Here is a 17,125-nt window from a genome sequence, read left to right as displayed (position 1 = left end):
GTGGATGGTCGCGAAACTGCACCCGCCGCCGCCACGGATCAGCTGTTCATGAAGGATGGCAAGCCCATGGCCTTCTACGACGGCGTGGTGGGTGGCCGCTCTGTCGGTGCGCCGGGCACGGTGCGGGCACTGGCGCTGGCCCATCAGCGCTATGGCAAGCTGCCCTGGGCCACGCTGTTCGAGCCCGCTATCACCCTGGCTGAGCAGGGCTTTGTGATCAGCCCTCGCCTCGCCACTCTGCTGGCAAAAGACCCCTATCTCGCCAAAGACCCGGATGCCCGCGCCTACTTCTATCTGCCGGATGGCACGCCAAGGCCTGCCGGCAGTACGCTCACCAACCCGGCGCTGGCCCAGGTATTGAAGACCCTGGCCACACAGGGGGTGGATGCCTTCTATCAGGGACCCCTGGCGGAAGCCATGGTGACCAAGGTGCGCCAGCATCCCACCAACCCGGGCGTGCTGGCGGCGGCCGATCTGGCCAGCTATCGTGCCAAGCTGCGGGACGGCCTCTGCTTTGACTATCGTCAGAGCCAGATCTGCGGCTTCCCGACCCCCTCCTCCGGCACGATAGCGCTGGGCCAGATCTTCGGCATGCTGGAGAGCCGCAACATGGCGGCCCTCAAGCCTGTGACGACGCCTGAGGGGGGGCTGGCCGCCTCAAGCGATGCCATTCACCTCTACAGCGAGGCGGCGCGCCTTGCCTTCGCCGATCGCAACCAGTACGTGGCGGACAGCGATTTTGTCAGCGTGCCGGTGAAGGGGCTGCTGGACAAGGGCTATCTGGCCGAGCGGGGCAAGCTTATCGGTGAGCAATCCATGGGGGTCGCCCAACCCGGTACGCCGCCGCTGGCACTGGCCCGCGGCAAGGATGCGACCCCTGAGCTCCCCTCCACCAGCCACGTCTCCATCGTCGACAAGGCCGGCATGGCGGTCTCCATGACCAGTTCCATCGAGGATGGCTTCGGTTCGCGGTTGATGGTCAATGGCTACCTGCTCAACAACCAGCTCACCGATTTTTCCTTCACCTCGGTGGATGCCGCCGGTCTGCCGGTGGCGAACCGGGTGGCGCCCGGCAAACGGCCGCGATCCTCCATGTCCCCCGTGCTGGTGTTTGACAAGCACAGTGGCGAGCTCGAAATGAGCCTGGGCTCCCCGGGGGGCTCCGCCATCATCAACTACGTGGGCAAGACGCTGCTCGGCACCCAGGATTGGGGGCTGAACCTGCAACAAGCCATTAACCTGCCCAACTTCGGCAGCCGCAACGGCCCCACCGAGCTGGAAGCGGGACGCACACCGGAGAGTGTGGTAGAGGGATTGAGAGCGAGAGGCCACGAAGTGGTACTCAGCGAGCAGACCTCGGGCCTGCAGGGGGTCGAACGCAATGCTGGCGGCTGGTTCGGCGCCGCCGATCCAAGGCGCGAGGGGATTGCCAAGGGCCAATAAATGCCCGCGTCTCTTCACCAAGGCGACCTGAGGGTCGCCTTGGTGCTTGTGGCCATCCCCAACAGCAGCGAGCCTGGCGAGGCCATCGCCCGGGCCGGCCTGATCAATCCGGCCATCCCGGCACAACATGGCCGACATGGCCGACATGGCCGACATGGCACACTTTGGGTCCCTGCGTCAGCCCCCCAGCCGGGACACAATGACCACGGCACGGCAACCAGACTGCCACTCCCCCCTCTCATCAGCACAAAGCACTGACCAGCCCCGCTCTTCCCCCAGCTAAACAGCAGATCCTGCAGCGACCCCCACCGGATGGGGAAGCCCGCCAGATGGGCAGATCCGGCGTGCGATCCCCTGACTAGACTGAGTTGGTCGTCTTATGACACCCATTTATGATATTCACCTGTCACTCAACCCGGAAGGATCCGATATGAAACCCTTGCTGACCGCCCTCTTGCTCCCCCTGCTGCCCCTCGCCGTGCAGGCCGCCGACCCCGTCTGGATCACGATCGGTGCCGACAGCGGCGTCGAACTCAAGCAAGTCAAGGCCAAGCTGGCCCCCCTGTTCAGTGCCAGCGGCGCCCCCGTCCAGCTGGCGCAGATCGAGGCGAGCGAGCTCGGCACCCTCTCCCACCTGATGCACGAAGGTCATCAGCGCTGCGGTGGTTATGTGGTGCACAGCACCCTGGCCGACGCCCTGCAGAGCATGGCCCAGCCCCTCACACAAAACCTGTTCAGCCCGCCGCCGCTGACTCAGAGTGCCAGTGTCAACCGACTGCTGCCCTATCTGGATCAGGGCAACATTGTCGGCACCATCAGCAAGCTCGCCAGCTGGCGCAACCGCTACTACACCACCACCACAGGGGTGCAATCCGCCGACTGGGTGGCCAGCCAGTGGCAGAGCCTGATCGCTCCCCTGCCCTGGGCCAGCGTCAGCCGGGTCAAGCACAGCGGCTACCCGCAGCAATCCGTGGTGCTGACCCTCAAGGGCAGTCGCTATCCGGATGAAGTGGTGGTGATTGGCGGTCATCTCGACTCCACCGCAGGCTCGGCCCCCAACAGCAGCACCCTGGCCCCCGGCGCCGACGATGACGCCTCCGGCATCGCCACGCTGACCGAAGTGCTGAGAGTCATCGCCGAGCAGGGGCGCCAGCCGGAACGCACCCTGCAATTTATCGGCTATGCGGCAGAAGAGGTGGGTTTGCGCGGATCCAAGGACATCGCCAGCCGCTACAAGGCAGCCAACACCAAGGTACTGGCCGCGCTGCAACTGGACATGACCAACTATCAGGGCTCGGTCGAGGACATCGTCTTCATGACCGATTACACGGACAAGGGCCTGACTGGCTATCTCGCCCAGTTGCTCGATGCCTACCTGCCGCAAATCAGCTATGGCTACGACAGCTGCGGCTACGGCTGCTCGGATCACGCCTCCTGGCACAATCAGGGCTATCCCGCCGCCATGCCGTTCGAGTCGCGCTTCAACGACTACAACCCCAATATCCACACCGCGCAGGATACCCTGAAAAATTCGGACGCCTCCGCCAGCCACGCCCTCAAGTTTGCACAGCTGGCCACCAGCTTCGCCATCGAGATGGGCAAGATCAACTGAGCAAGGCGCCGTTGAAAACAGGGTAACAAGAGGGAGGCTTGGCCTCCCTTCTCTTGTTAACAGCCCCCGTTCAGTGCGGCCTTTGTTGCCAGCCGAGCAGGCTGTCCTGGCGCAATTGCCGCCAGGCGTCACGGGAGAGGCCGGGTTCGCTGGCGGCCAGCATCTGCTTCAATTCGATAAGCTCAAGGGCACTGGCAGCCCGGGGGGCAGGATCGTCCGGCCAGCAGGCGGCAGGCAGTGCCGGCATGACCAGCAGGGCAAGGGAAAGTATCAACAGATAGGGCGTCATCTTGGGGCTCTCATGTTCCGTCACCGGGTCTATTCTTGTCGGGACTGATGACGGCTTGATGACAGGATGGGACGTCATTTTACCACATCTGATGAGGCGGGCCGGCGCCTGGATACATATGGCAACATTTATGCCAAATCTGCGCGGACCAGTTAATTTATGCCCTAAAAAGTAGCCGGGAGGAAAACGTTATCCTTGAAAAGAAAACGTTATCTGGTCAAAACGTTGTTTCTGGATCATAAAAAGTATCCAAAAACTGGTGTATATTGCACGGCGGAAACTCCTTAACCATGAAGACTGACATGAAAAAGACCAAAATCGTCTGCACCATCGGCCCCAAGACCGAATCTAAAGAAATGCTGGCTAAAATGCTGGATGCTGGCATGAACGTCATGCGCCTGAACTTCTCCCACGGCGACTACGCCGAGCACGGCGGTCGTATCAGCAACCTGCGCGCTGTCATGGCCGAAACCGGCAAGCATGCAGCCATCCTGCTCGACACCAAGGGTCCGGAAATCCGTACCATCAAACTGGAAGGCGGCAACGACGTTGCCCTGGTCGCTGGCCAGACGTTCACCTTCACCACCGACCAGACCGTGGTTGGCAACAAAGACAAAGTGGCCGTGACCTATGCCGGTTTCGCCAACGACCTGCGCGTCGGCAACCGCATCCTGGTGGATGACGGCCTGATCGGCCTGGACGTGATCGAAATCACCGAGCGTGAAGTCATCTGTAAAGTGCTGAACAACGGTGATCTGGGCGAGAACAAGGGTATCAACCTGCCGGGCGTCTCCATCAAGCTGCCGGCCCTGGCCGAGAAAGACAAGCGCGACCTCATCTTCGGCTGCGAGCAAGGCGTTGATTTCGTTGCGGCGTCCTTCATTCGCAAGAAAGAAGACGTGCTGGAAATCCGTGAGCACCTGAAAGCCCACGGTGGCGAGAACATCCAGATCATCTCCAAGATCGAAAACCAGGAAGGCCTGGATAACTTCGACGAGATCCTGGCGGTCTCCGACGGCATCATGGTTGCGCGTGGCGACATGGGCGTGGAAATTCCGGTTGAAGAAGTGATCTTCGCCCAGAAGATGATCATCACCAAGTGCAACAAGGCACGTAAAGTGGTCATCACCGCCACCCAGATGCTGGATTCCATGATCAAGAACCCGCGTCCGACCCGCGCTGAAGCAGGCGACGTAGCCAACGCCATCCTGGACGGTACCGACGCAGTCATGCTGTCCGGTGAGTCCGCCAAGGGCAAGTACCCGCTGGAAGCCGTGACCATCATGGCCACCATCTGCGAGCGTACCGACGCCGTGATGCCGTCCAACCTGTCTGCTGCCAACGACAGCAACAAGCTGCGCATCACCGAAGCCGTATGTAAAGGCGCGGTCGAGACCTCCGAGAAGCTGGATGCCCCGCTGATCGTGGTTGCCACCGAAGGCGGCAAGTCTGCCAAGGCCATTCGTAAGTACTTCCCGCAAGCCTGGATCCTGGCCATCACCACCAACAAGAAGACCGCTGCCCAGCTGGTTCTGACCAAGGGTGTGGTTGCTCACGTGGTTGACAGCATCGCCTCTACCGACGATTTCTATCACATCGGTAAAGAAGCGGCACTGGCCAGCGGCATGGGTCTGAAGGGTGACGTGGTCGTCATGGTCTCCGGTGCCCTGGTACCGAGCGGCACCACCAACACCGCCTCCGTTCACGTACTCTAATTCGTACTGAACCGATGAAACGGCGCCTGCGGGCGCCGTTTTTTTTATCTGTCCCCCTGCTTCCCGTGCAAGCCCGGTGTTAGAATCCACGCGGATTGAATTCAAATGGGAAATGTCCCAAATATCGCGTAATAACCCGGAAGTTTTATGCTCTCAACACGTTTTAAAAGAGCCTCGGCCACCCTGTTGCCGCTGCTCTGCTTATTCATCAGCCTCTGCGTACCGCAAGCCATGGCGCAAGAGCTGCCCCAACGGGCCAGCGTACAGCGTGCGCTCGATGCCATCGGCAAGTCAGATACCCTCACCGTCAGCCAGCAGACAGACCAGAAGTTTCTGACCGAGACCCTCAGCCTGCTCGACAGCATCGAGAAGGAGCAGGCCAAGGCCAAGAGCCAGGCCCAACGCATTCGCGCGCTGCCCGGCGAGCTCAGGGATATCAGCGCCAAACTCGATGCCCTGGCCCAGAACAAGAGCGACGAGCAGATCACGAGCGAATACGCCCGTATGAGCCTGAGCGAGCTGGAGAGTCGCCAGCCAGATGTCGTGGCCAACATGCAGAATGCCCAGGAGGCCCTCGGCACCATCAGCAGCCAGCTGACCAGCCTGCAGACCCTGCCGGAGCGCGCACAGGCCAACATGAGCCGCGCTTATCAGGACAGCCAGAAGATCCGTACCCGCCTCAACGCAGGTGACGGGGTAAGCAGCGCAGAGAAGATGAAGCTGGGCGCGGAACTGGCCTTGCTGGAGCTACAACTTGCCAACCTGCAACAACAGCTGGATAACCGCACCAGCATGCAGGATCTGGCGGTCAAGCAACGGGACTACCAGAATGCCCGCCTCGCCAACGAGGAGAGAAAGCTGCAACTGCTGCAAGAACAGAGCAGTGCCAAACGTCTGGGCGATACCGAAAAAACGGCCGAACAGACCGGCGAACTGGTCGCCATCGACGATAACCCACTGGTACAAAAAGAGCAGGAACTCAACCATCAGCTCAGCCAGCAACTGGTCAGCGCCACCGCCAATCTCAACAAACTGGTGCAGAAGAACCTGCAAGCCAAGAGCTGGCTGGAACGCGGCACCCAGACAGAGCGCAACCTGAACGAACAGGTACAGATGCTCAAGGGCAACCTGCTGCTCTCCCGCATCCTCTATCAGCTCTACCAGCAGCTGGAGTCGGCCCCTTCCACTTTGGTCAAAAATCTGGAAGAGCAGATCGCCGACCTGCATCTGGCCCAATTCGAACTGAGTCAGCAACGTGATCAACTGTTTCAGAAAAACCAATATCTGGACAACCTGATCGCCAACAGCAGAGAGCCGGTCAGTGCAGAGGACAGAGCCAGCCTCGCCACCCTGCTCGACACCCGCATCAACCTGCTCGACCAGCTCAACCGTCAACTCGACAGTCAGCTGACCAACGCCATCAGCCTGCAACTGACCCAGCAGCAGCTGGCACGGATCTACGCTTCCATCGAATTTACCCTGCAGCAACACATCTTCTGGGTCAGCAGTAACAAACCCATCGACATGAAGTGGTTCATCAACTGGCCAGCCCTGGCCTACAAGCAAGCCTCAGACTGGGTGCTGAAGCCGGACTGGCAAAGCTGGCGGGCCAAGCTGCTGGGGGTCTCCCTGTTGGCCTTTCCGCTGCTGCTGATCGGCGGTCTGCTGGTATGGCGGCGCCCGACCCTGATTGAACGCGAGAAGAAGATCACCAAAGACCTTGGTCGCTTCCGCCAGGACAGCCAGTGGCATACCCCGCGCGCTCTGCTCTATACCGTGCTGCAGCGCCTGCCGGGTAGCCTGTTCATACTGGCGGCCGGTCTTGGGCTCGCTTACTGTGGCCTGCTCAGTCCCAAACTGATTTTCCAGATCACCCTCAACCTCGCCCTCGGTTATCTGGTGTTCAGCGTCTATCTGACGGTGATGCGCCCGGGTGGCATTGCCGAATCGCACTTCCGCATTCCGAAGGCCGTGTTGCAGGCCAAGCGCACCAGCATGCGCTACCTGTGGCTGCCGCTGCTGCCACTCATCATGCTCTCTACCAAGGCGGTCGTAGAGCCCTCGTCGCTGGGCAACGATGTTATCGGTCAGGCGCTGACCCTGCTTCTGCTGGGCCTCACCACCTATCTGGTGTTCCCCATCTCTCGCGCCATTATCAAGGGCGAGGGCAGCATGCAACAGTCGATCACGGCGGGTGCCCTGGCGCTGGCGCCGGTGGCACTGATGGTGCTGGTCGGACTGGGCTACTACTACACGGCGCTGAAACTGACTGGCCGTCTGGTGGAATCCTTCTACCTGCTGATCATCTGGCGCCTGGTCTATCGTACCTCACTGCGTGGTCTGGAGCTGGCGGCCCGTCGCCTGGCCTACCGCCGCGCCGTCGCCAAGCGTGAACACAGATCGGTGGAAGATGCAGAAGGTGGCGAGTCCATCGAAGAGCAGCCCATGGATCTGGAAGAAGTCAGCCAGCAATCCCTGCGCTTGACCCGCACTGTGTTGCTGCTGGTATTCGGTGTCGCCTTCTACTGGCTCTGGTCTGATCTGGTGGCGGTCTTCTCCTACCTCGACAGCATGGTGCTGTGGCACCGCAGTGAAGGGACCGGCGCTAATGCCGTGCTCTTCCCGATCAGCCTGAGCGACGCATTGACCGCCCTCTTCATGCTGGGGGCAATCTGGTCACTGGCTCGTAACCTGCCTGGTCTGCTGGAAGTGCTGGTGCTCTCCAAGTTGAGCCTGGCCCAAGGCACCGCCTACGCCATTACCACCATGCTCAACTATCTGCTCATCGGGATCGGAACCCTGACTGCGCTCTCCATGCTCGGCATGCAGTGGGAAAAACTACAATGGATGGCTGCTGGCCTAACCGTCGGTATCGGTTTTGGCTTGGGTGAAATCATCGGTAACTTCATCTCCGGCATCATCATACTGTTCGAGCGTCCGGTGCGGATTGGTGACACTGTCACCATTGGTACCTTCTCCGGCACCGTCTCCAAGATCCGTATCCGCTCTACCACCATCACCGACTTCGACCGTAAAGAGGTGATCATCCCCAATAAGGTGCTGATGACCGAGCGACTGATCAACTGGTCGCTGAGTGACACAGTCACCCGGGTGATCGTACGGGTGGGGGTGGCTTACGGCTCGGATCTGGAGCTGACCCGCACCCTGCTCAAACAGGCGGCCGACGAGAACAGCCGCGTGCTGAAGGATCCGGCTCCCATCGTCTACTTCCTCACCTTCGGTCCCAGCACCCTGGAACATGAGCTGCGCTTCTTCGTGAGTGAGCTCAGCGATCGCAACCCGACGGTGGACGAGTTGAACCGCAAGATAGACGCCCTGTTCAAGGCGAACGGCATCGAGATCGCGTTCAACCAGATGGATGTCTACATCAAGAACATGAAGGGTGAAGAGCTGAAGGTGGAGCCCAACTCCGATGCCCAGCCGGGCCAGCAGCCCGCCTGATGCCGGACGACAACCACTCCCCAAGGCCCCGTGACGGGGCCTTTTTTATGGTCCGGGATCAACCTGCCAGAACCGGGTTGGCGGTTGTGTGATGGCGAGGCGAGAATCGGATAGGGGTGCAAGTCCCCCGTGACCGGTCACAGTCGCACACCACGCGCGGTTCTTTCTATCCTCGGATAACGCTAACCGCTTCTTCATCCCCTTCCCCGAGACCTTCAAATCCCAACGGCTCACGCATGACGGCCGCTGCCATGTCGCCATCGACTCGCGGGCCCGGTTTGGCCACCAAATGGAATGACACCATCATCACCGCCGATGCCTACCAGATCCCACAGGATCATCCACTCCTCGAAGCCGTTCGCGCCGCCTTCTTGCAGAAAAAACCGTGGGGAGTGAGCTTCTTCCGCCACCCGCAGATGGCGCGCTATCACCTGAAGTCCCATCAGGTAGAGTGCCCAGGCTGGGCAAAAGAGTAAGCAAAACCCCGAAGGATGGAGATAAAATTGGCCTGCCGTTACCCATGACAAGGAGTAGAGATCAGATGCAGCAGGTCGTTTATGTCGCCAGCCCCGGCAGCCAGCAGATCCATGTGTTTGCCCTGGCCGACACGGGAGAGATGCAACTCTTGCAGCTGGTGAGCACGCCGGGTCAGGTACAACCGCTGGTGATAAGTCCCGACAGGCGCTGGCTCTATGCCGCCGTGCGGCCCGATTTTGCGGTCATCTGCTACCGGATTGACATGGATGGCCGGCTCAGCGAACAGGGCTCGGCGCCGCTGGCGGGCAGTGCCTCGCACACCGCCATCGATGCCAGCGGCCGCTTCCTGCTGGCGGCTTCTTATGCCTTCAACCATGTCACCGTCTCCCCCATCGGTAGTGGCGGCCGGGTAGAAGCGCCCCATCAGCAGCTAGATGGCTTGCAGGCCGCCCACTCGGCTACTCTGCTGGGCGCAGATGAGCAGGGCGAGCAGGAGGTTCTGGTCGCCTGTCTCACGGAAGATGCCATCCGCCGCTTCACCCTGAATGACAAGGGGCGGCTGGCGCCCCATCCGCTGGGGGATCTGCATACCGTCAGCGGTGCCGGACCAAGGCACCTGACGCTGCACCCCGTCAATGGAGATATCTACTGCCTGAACGAGCTCGATTGCACCATCAACCGCTACCACAGGCAGGCCGATGGCCATATCCATCTGCAACAGAGCCTGGAGATGCTGCCAGCGGGGTATCAGGGAGAGCGCTGGGGGGCGGATCTGCACGTCACACCGGATGGCCGTTTTCTTTACAGCTGCGAACGGGCAAGCAGCCTGCTGACCCTGTTTGGCATAGCTGCGCAGGATGGCAGCCTGACCCTGCGGTCCCACTTCCCGACAGAGACCATGCCTCGCGGCTTTGCCATCGATCACAGCGGCCGCTATCTGCTGGCGGCCGGGCAAGCTTCCCACCAACTTGCCGTGCACCGCATAGACCCGGGCAGCGGTGAGCTGACGCTGCTCGCACGCCATCCGGTAGGCGACGGGGCCATGTGGGTGCGGGTGCTGGCCTTGTGCGAGTGACGTCGAGAAACCGGTCGAAATGAGTGAGGCCACCCGGGGGTGGCCTCACTATTTGACTGACAGCAACCTTTGCTTAGTCCTTGGCGCTCTCCATGGCTCCCTCTTCGGTGCTGGCAGGCAGGATCAGGTTGAGCAGTATGGCGGCAACCGATGCCAGGCCGACACCGGCCAGGGCGAAGTCACCTATCTTCATCTCCAGCGCGCCGACACCGACCGTCAGGGTCACGGCCACGATGGCGATGTTACGGGCCAGCCCCAGATCCACCTTGGATTCCACCAGCGTCTTGAGACCGATGGCTGCGATGGAGCCGAACAGCAGCAGCATGATACCGCCCATCACCGGCATGGGGATGGAGGTCAGCAGGGCATTGAACTTGCCGAAGAAGGCCAGAATGATGGCAAACACGGCAGCCCAGGTCATGGTGACAGGGTTGAAGTTGCGGGTGATCATCACGGCACCGGTCACTTCGGCGTAGGTGGTCACGGGTGGGCCACCGATGAAACCGGCAAAGCAGACGCCAATGCCGTCACCGGCCAGGGTACGGTGCAGACCCGGGTTCTTGGTGTAGTCCTGCCCGGTCACGCCACCGATGGCGAGCACGCCGCCAATATGTTCGATACAGGGGGCGATGGCCACCGGCAGCATGAACAGGGCTGCGGCCCAGTTGATCTCCGGGGTTTCGAAGTGAGGCAGCGCCAGCCAGGGTGTGTTGACCAGACCATCGAAGTTCACCTGCCCCATCAGCACGGCCGCAACATAACCTGCAATCACACCGCACAGGATGGGGATGAGCTTGATCCAGCCCTTGCAGAACACGGCCGCAATCAGGGTCACCGCCAGCGAGATGCCCGCCAACGTCAACGCCGTCGTGGCAGGCACCACCTGTTCTCCACCGGCACGGCCCATCGCCATGTTGCAGGCAACCTGAGCGACCGACAGGCCGATCACCATGATCACGGGGCCAATCACCACGGGCGGCAGCAACTTGTTCACAAAGCCCATGCCCCGCACGCGAATGAGTGCGGCCAGGATGAAGTACATGAAACCGGCAGCAATCAAGCCAAACATAGTGGATGGCAATCCCCAGGTCTGGGTGGCGTAAATGATGGGGGCGATGAAGGCAAAGCTGGAACCGAGGAAAATCGGCACCTGGCGGCGAGTGCAGAGCTGGAACAACAGGGTTCCCACACCGGCGCCAAGCAGGGCCATGGAGGGGTTCAGTCCGGTGAGCAGGGGCACCAGAACCATGGCACCGAAGGCGACAAACAGGATTTGCAGCCCGGCGACACTTTGCTTGACTAAGGAAAACATGGATGTCCTTAATTTTTTGATAACCGACAGGGATATTTAACACTTTTCAGTTATCACAAGACGTTTTCAAGGCGTTAAATGGGCCACTTGGCGTCATTCGTTACCTTTTACTGCTTGGGGAGGGCATGAAACTGGCTTTTTGGGCGGGATTCGTTGCTACAAGCATCGAGTATGCGATTTTACGCACTTTTATGGCAGACGCCAATCGTTTTTCCACGCTACTTTGTTTGTCAAGGACTCACCCCTGCTCCGCCATAGGGTCACTCTATACTTGATTGCGTGAACCCAGCCGGACAAGGAGTCCCCCATGACACTGCCCTCTTTCAAACCCAGCCAGCGCAAATTACTGGTGGGATCGGCCATCGCATTGGCCCTGTTTGCTACCCCATTCAGTTATGATTTCACCCACAACGAGTGGCAAATGAATCAGGCCTATGCCAAGTCCTGCTTCATTGCCGGTACCCGGATCGTCATTGCCGACGGCAGCGAACGTCCCATAGAGACGTTGCAAGCCGGTGAATGTGTGCTGGATCAACATGGTCATCTCAACCGGATCCTGGCTATCGAGCGCGTGCTGTTGGGGGAGCGCAAGCTCTACGGAATCAACCAACTGGCCCCCTTCTTCACGGCGGAGCACCCCTTCTTGACCTCTCGCGGCTGGGCGGCTATCTCGCCCGCCATGACCCGTACCGAGAACCCGGCCCTGGCCGTGTTGCCACTCTTTACCGGCATGCGGCTGCTGGGCTGGCCAGCAGCCGCTGCCAGTGCAGGCAATCTGGCGCTGGCTCCCCAACCGAGCGAGCTGCTGGTGGAATCGCTCTACTGGATTGACAGCCCGCCCACCACGGCACTGTTCAACCTGATCCTCGATGGCAGCCACAGCTATATAGCCAACTCGCTGATCGTTCACAACAAGGATGGCGATGGCAGCAGCGGTAGTGGCGGGAATGGGGGCGGTAGCGACAGCAGTGGCGGCAGCGACAACAGTGGCGGCAGCGACAGCAGTGGCGGCAGCGACAACAGTGGCGGCAGCGACAACAGTGGCGGCAGCGACAGGGGTAGCCAGGGTAGTGATGACAATGGCGGCGGTGAACACGCCGGAGGAGATCGTCACGCCGGAGGGGATCATCATGCTGGCGGACGCGGCCTTGGCAACGGCCTGGACGACAACGGTGTGGACGCCGTCGATGCCAGCGGCAACAAGCTGCGGGGCGACGGCACCATCGATGATAACGGTGTGGACGCCGTCGATGCCAGCGGCAACAAGCTGCGGGGCGACGGCACCATCGACGACAACGGTGTGGATGCCGTCGATGCCAACGGCAACAAGCTGCGGGGCGACGGCACCATCGACGACAACGGTGTGGACGCCGTCGATGCCAACGGCAACAAGCTGCGGGGCGACGGCACCATTGATGATAACGGTGTGGATACCTTCGATGCCAACGGCAACAAGCTACGGGGCGACGGCACCATTGATGATAACGGTGTGGATACCGTCGATGCCAACGGCAACAAGCTGCGGGGCGATGGCACCATCGATGATCGTAAGCAAGTGCTTACCGATGAGCAGGAGCGTGCTCTGCTCAACCGCAGTTTTCGTGAACAGGGGCAACCATAATGCGTTATCTGTTACCACTTTTCCTGCTCGGCCTCACTGGCTGCGCGACGGTCGACAGCCCACCGCTTTACCACCAGATGGACAAGGCCGATGTGGTATTGGCCAATCAGGCGCTGGCAGAGGCGCTGCAAACCCGCCCCAAAGGGCAGAGCCTCACCTGGTTCAATGCTGCTAACCGTCACAGTGGCAGTGTCACGCCGCTGCGCACCTTCCGCCACCCCAATGGCCTCTGGTGTCGCGACTATCGCGAGCAGCTCTATATAGGCCAGGAAAGCCAGCAGTGGGAAGATACCGCCTGCCGCAGCAAGGATGGGCACTGGCTGCCGCTGCGCAGCTGACGAAAAAAGGGGGTGGCCTGACGGCCACCCCCTTTCATCTCACGCTTTCGGCCGTCATACCCGGCGATAAGGCAGGTAGAGCGGTTCCCACATGTGGCTCAGAATATGCTGCTGCAGATCCTGCCCGATCAGCGAGTGGGATGGATCCTTGCGCACTATGTCTTTCAGCACGGAGGTCGCCACGTGCACCGAGATGTTGCGCAGCTCGCGGATCCGCGGATAGACGGAACCTTGTGCCAGATCCACCTCGTTCACGCACTCGGCCAGCGCAAAGGCGGCCGTGGTGAAGATATCCGGGCTGATCTCGCTCAGCTGGCTGACGATGGCGGCCAGCCCCACCCCGGGGAAGATAAAGACGTTGTTGCCCTGACCGATGCGGTAATCCTTGCCATCAAAGGTCACGTCCTTGAACGGGCTACCAGTGGCGACGATGGCCTTGCCCTGGCTCCAGCGGTAGATGTCTTCCGGCAATGCTTCACAGTTGGCCGTCGGGTTGGAGAGCGGGAACACCATGGGACGGGCACAGTGCTTTTGCATCAGTTGCACGTGCTCCTCCTTGAAGGCGCCACCGGCACCGCTGGTGCCGAGCAGCACTGTGATGGGCACATGGCGCAGCACGTCGGTCAGGTTGGCCCTGCCGGGCACTTCGGTATCCCAGCCAGCCAGCAGCAGACCCGGCTTGGCGTAACGGCGCTTGTACTCGTCAAGGCCATCGCGGTTGTCACACACCAGCCCCTGGGTATCCAGGATATAGATACGATCGCGGGCCGCCTGCGGGTCCAGTCCCTCGCGGATCATGCCCGCGCAGATCTGATCTGCAACCCCTACCCCGCCGGCGCCAGCGCCATAGACCAGATAGTTCTGCTGACCCAGAGTCTCCCCCTTGACCTTGACCGCCCCTATGATACCGGCCAGTACCACGGCGCCCGTGCCCTGAATATCGTCGTTGAACGACGGCAGGGATTGCTGGTAGCGGGAGAGATTGTTGAAGGCGTTGGACTTGCTGAAGTCTTCCCACTGCAGCACGGCGTTCGGGAAGTGGCGCTTGACTCCGGCCACGAACTTGTCGATGAAGTCGTCATACTCCTTGCCACGGATGCGCTTGTGAGGCTGACCCAGATACATGGGATCATCCAGCAGGGCCTGATTGTCGGTCCCTACATCAAGGGCGATCGGCAGGCAGCAGGCGGGGTGGATACCGGCCGCCAGGGTATAGAGGGAGAGCTTGCCGATGGGGATCCCCATGCCACCCACCCCCTGGTCACCTATCCCCAGGATGCCCTGGCTGTCGGTCACCACTATGATGCGCACCGATTTTGCGTCCAGCTGACGAGCCAGAGAGCCCATCTCCTCGACGTTTTTCGGGGTGATATAAAGACCGCGCGCCTTCTGATAGCGGTGGCTGAACTCCTGACACGCCTTGCCGACGGTCGGGGTGTAGATGATGGGGGTCATCTCTTCCACGTGCCGCGATAGCAGGGCATAAAACAGCGTTTCATTGCGATCTTGCAGGGCACGCAGGTTCTGGTACTTCTCGATGTCGCTGCAGGCGCTCAAGAAGCCCTGATAGACCCGCTCCAGCTGGGCCTCAAAGGTTTGAACCTGAGGAGGCAACAGGCCGTCGAGCTCGAAGTCGGCGCGCTCCTGTTCGGTGAAGGCAGTGCCCTTGTTGAGGTTGCGATCGTTGAGCAGATCAGTGCCAGTCAGTGCAACGGGGCGAAAATCCTGTCCCTGTGCATCTTTCCACAGCAGATATTGTCCGGTAGCCATAGTCGTTCTCTTTGATTTACGTGAAATTGCCGTTCGGCAGGAGAGCAAGACTCATAATGAAATCAATCATATGACGTTTGGTTGTTTCGTTTTGTGAGCTCGGGCATACCCTGCGGCCAAAAACATGATCAGGCCGGGCGCAGAGCCGGAGTACAACCTGAAACAAACACGGCGACCGCAGCCACCGTGTGTTCATTCCCATGGCAGTTAAAGACTCAATCGCTGATGTTCACCTCCAATTTGAAGGCATGCTTGGCCTTGCTGGTTTCGGCAGCGCCCATTTGGTAGACCCGAATGGTGTAGGTCCCCTTGGCTGGCAGGTTTGCCTGGAAATTGTTGCCCTCGCTGGAACCGATAAATATCGCCTCCCCCGTGCTGCCTGGTGGCAAGATATTGAAATAGGTGCTCGATTTTCCCGTCAGGGTCACCGCCATGCTCTGGCCCTTGTTGGCGGTCAGTGTGTAGTCCAGCGTCTCATGCCCCTGGATCGTACCCTTGATGATGGCACCGGACTCCCCTTTCTTGAACTGCACCTGCTGGGTCTTGATGTCATCGGCCGCCTGCACGACCCCGGATGCCATTCCCCCCAGCAGACCAAATGAACAGATGGCTACCAGCAATGTTCTCTTCATCCTTGTTCTCCTCGTTAATAAACGAAACCGCCCTTACTGTTGCTCGCCCCTGCGTAAAAAACCACACGATTTGACGATGCCAAAGGGTTGTCAACGCAATGAATATGGCGGACAACTATGCTCAACAGCAAACCCACAGCAGGGGTTATCTCCCCTTATTCCGGGAAGCCGCACTATGAGTGATATCCTGATCGTCGATGACATGGCATCCAACCGCTACATATTGCGCTGCCTGCTGGAAGAGGCGGGTTACCCGGTGCGCGAGGCGACCGATGGACAGCAGGCGCTGGATGCGGCCACCCGGTCCCCTCCCGCGCTGGTGTTGATGGACATCAACATGCCGGTGATGAATGGTTATGAAGCGTGCCGCCGCATCAAGCAGTTGCCGGGCCAGTGGTGCCTGCCCGTCCTCTTCATCAGTGCTAACAACGAGATCAGCGCCCTCGAGCAGGCCTTTCAGGCGGGCGGCTGCGACTATGTCTCCAAGCCGTTTCACCAGCTTGAGGTGCTGGCCCGGGTGCAAAACCAGCTGCGCCTCAAGGATCTGAGCCGCCAGCAGGCCAAGGTGCAGCTCTACCAGAGCCTGTTCCAGCTCACGGCCGGAATTGCCCACGAGATCAATACCCCGGTTGGCATCGGCATCACGGCCTCCAGCCTGATCCACGGCGCGGGCGATCTGCTGGCGAATGCGGTGCAAAACGGCATGCTGGGCCAGCGCCTGCTCCACCAGCAGCTCACCGACATCAAGGAGGGATCAGAGCTGGTCGAATCCAGCCTGCGCCGGGTCGCCCTGCTGATCACCCGCTTCAAAGAGCTGACCCGGGATCAACACGAGCTGCCAGCCCTCCACTTCCCGGTGCAACAAAGCCTGAGCAAACTACTGCAAGCCTTCTCACCCGAGTTTCTCATCGCCAGGGTCAACCCGGATATCGGCGGTGAGGAGGTGACCCTGATCGCCCCCGAGTCGCTGTTTCTCGATCTGGTGCATGAACTCATCAAGAACAGCATGGATCACGCCTTCAAGGGGCCTGGGCCACACAGCTTGGGCCTGAACATAGCGCAAAGCGGCAACGAGCTGCTGCTGACCTATCGGGACTCGGGCCCCGGCATGACGGCCGAACAGCTGCCCCGCCTGTTCGAACCCTTCTTCACCACCCTGCGCGGCAGCACCAGCCACTGCGGCCTGAGCGCCTGCCGCATCCACAACCTGGTGGAGAACAACCTGCACGGCCAGCTGACCGTCACCAGCCCGCCCGGCCAGGGGCTGACATACCAGATCAGGCTCCCCCTGCAGCCCCCCCTGTAAAGAGGCTTGCGTTGACGAGACAATCAGGAACAGACAATAAAAAAAGGACGCCTCGGCGTCCTTTCATGTTCCA

The 17,125-nt window shown here is 60.4% G+C and carries 13 protein-coding genes; 9 read left to right on the top strand and 4 right to left on the bottom strand.

From position 1 onward, the window contains the following. Positions 1-1,443: gamma-glutamyltransferase family protein (locus tag BN1129_RS06125; RefSeq protein WP_042035185.1), on the top strand; the 1,443-nt coding region annotated here is incomplete at its 5' end. A 430-nt stretch (positions 1,444-1,873) separates the two neighbouring features. After that, on the top strand, positions 1,874-3,055 hold the full coding sequence (locus BN1129_RS06120; protein ID WP_042035183.1) for a M28 family metallopeptidase: 1,182 nt from the start codon (positions 1,874-1,876) through the stop codon (positions 3,053-3,055). Between the two features lie 70 nt (positions 3,056-3,125). On the opposite strand, the gene BN1129_RS06115 is transcribed toward BN1129_RS06120, so the two are convergent. Beyond that, on the bottom strand, positions 3,126-3,344 hold the full coding sequence (locus BN1129_RS06115) for a hypothetical protein (protein ID WP_042035182.1): 219 nt from the start codon (positions 3,342-3,344) through the stop codon (positions 3,126-3,128). Positions 3,345-3,646: 302 nt separating this feature from the next. Between BN1129_RS06115 and pykF the strand changes: the two genes are divergently transcribed. From pykF to pgl, 4 genes are all read left to right on the top strand, one after another. Continuing rightward, positions 3,647-5,059, top strand: coding sequence for a pyruvate kinase PykF (gene pykF / locus BN1129_RS06110; protein WP_042035179.1), 1,413 nt, complete (start codon positions 3,647-3,649; stop codon positions 5,057-5,059). Between the two features lie 147 nt (positions 5,060-5,206). Then, complete coding sequence (mscK, locus tag BN1129_RS06105; RefSeq protein ID WP_042035177.1) at positions 5,207-8,521, top strand: mechanosensitive channel MscK; 3,315 nt, start codon at positions 5,207-5,209, stop codon at positions 8,519-8,521. 236 nt (positions 8,522-8,757) lie between these two features. Beyond that, complete coding sequence (locus BN1129_RS21780; RefSeq protein ID WP_157013274.1) at positions 8,758-8,997, top strand: hypothetical protein; 240 nt, start codon at positions 8,758-8,760, stop codon at positions 8,995-8,997. Positions 8,998-9,062: 65 nt separating this feature from the next. Further along, on the top strand, positions 9,063-10,073 hold the full coding sequence (gene pgl / locus BN1129_RS06095) for a 6-phosphogluconolactonase (protein ID WP_042035176.1): 1,011 nt from the start codon (positions 9,063-9,065) through the stop codon (positions 10,071-10,073). A 73-nt stretch (positions 10,074-10,146) separates the two neighbouring features. Here pgl and BN1129_RS06090 read toward each other — a convergent pair whose 3' ends face one another. Continuing rightward, positions 10,147-11,385 carry a uracil-xanthine permease family protein gene (locus BN1129_RS06090; protein ID WP_042035174.1) on the bottom strand — a complete coding sequence of 413 codons (1,239 nt, stop codon included), beginning with the start codon at positions 11,383-11,385 and terminating at the stop codon, positions 10,147-10,149. A 307-nt stretch (positions 11,386-11,692) separates the two neighbouring features. Here BN1129_RS06090 and BN1129_RS06085 point away from each other — a divergent pair, with 307 nt between their 5' ends. Then, a complete protein-coding gene (locus tag BN1129_RS06085; RefSeq protein ID WP_042035172.1) occupies positions 11,693-13,006 on the top strand; it encodes a hint domain-containing protein in 1,314 nt (437 codons plus the stop codon). Then, a complete protein-coding gene (locus BN1129_RS06080) occupies positions 13,003-13,344 on the top strand; it encodes an RT0821/Lpp0805 family surface protein (protein ID WP_042035171.1) in 342 nt (113 codons plus the stop codon). Before BN1129_RS06085 ends, BN1129_RS06080 begins: the two co-directional genes overlap by 4 nt. 54 nt (positions 13,345-13,398) lie before the next feature. Here the strand turns inward: BN1129_RS06080 and BN1129_RS06075 are convergent, their stop codons facing one another. Continuing rightward, a complete protein-coding gene (locus BN1129_RS06075; RefSeq protein ID WP_042035170.1) occupies positions 13,399-15,114 on the bottom strand; it encodes an NAD-dependent malic enzyme in 1,716 nt (571 codons plus the stop codon). Between the two features lie 215 nt (positions 15,115-15,329). After that, a complete protein-coding gene (locus tag BN1129_RS06070) occupies positions 15,330-15,746 on the bottom strand; it encodes a PPC domain-containing protein (protein ID WP_042035169.1) in 417 nt (138 codons plus the stop codon). A gap of 175 nt (positions 15,747-15,921) precedes the next feature. On the opposite strand from BN1129_RS06070, the gene BN1129_RS06065 reads away from it, so the two are divergent. Further along, a complete protein-coding gene (locus BN1129_RS06065; RefSeq protein ID WP_042035168.1) occupies positions 15,922-17,052 on the top strand; it encodes a hybrid sensor histidine kinase/response regulator in 1,131 nt (376 codons plus the stop codon). Positions 17,053-17,125: the final 73 nt, after the last annotated feature.

The organism is Aeromonas popoffii, assembly GCF_000820025.1.
In the GTDB taxonomy this organism is placed as follows: Bacteria; Pseudomonadota; Gammaproteobacteria; order Enterobacterales; family Aeromonadaceae; genus Aeromonas; species Aeromonas popoffii.
This window is presented reverse-complemented; position numbering and strand designations above follow the sequence as displayed.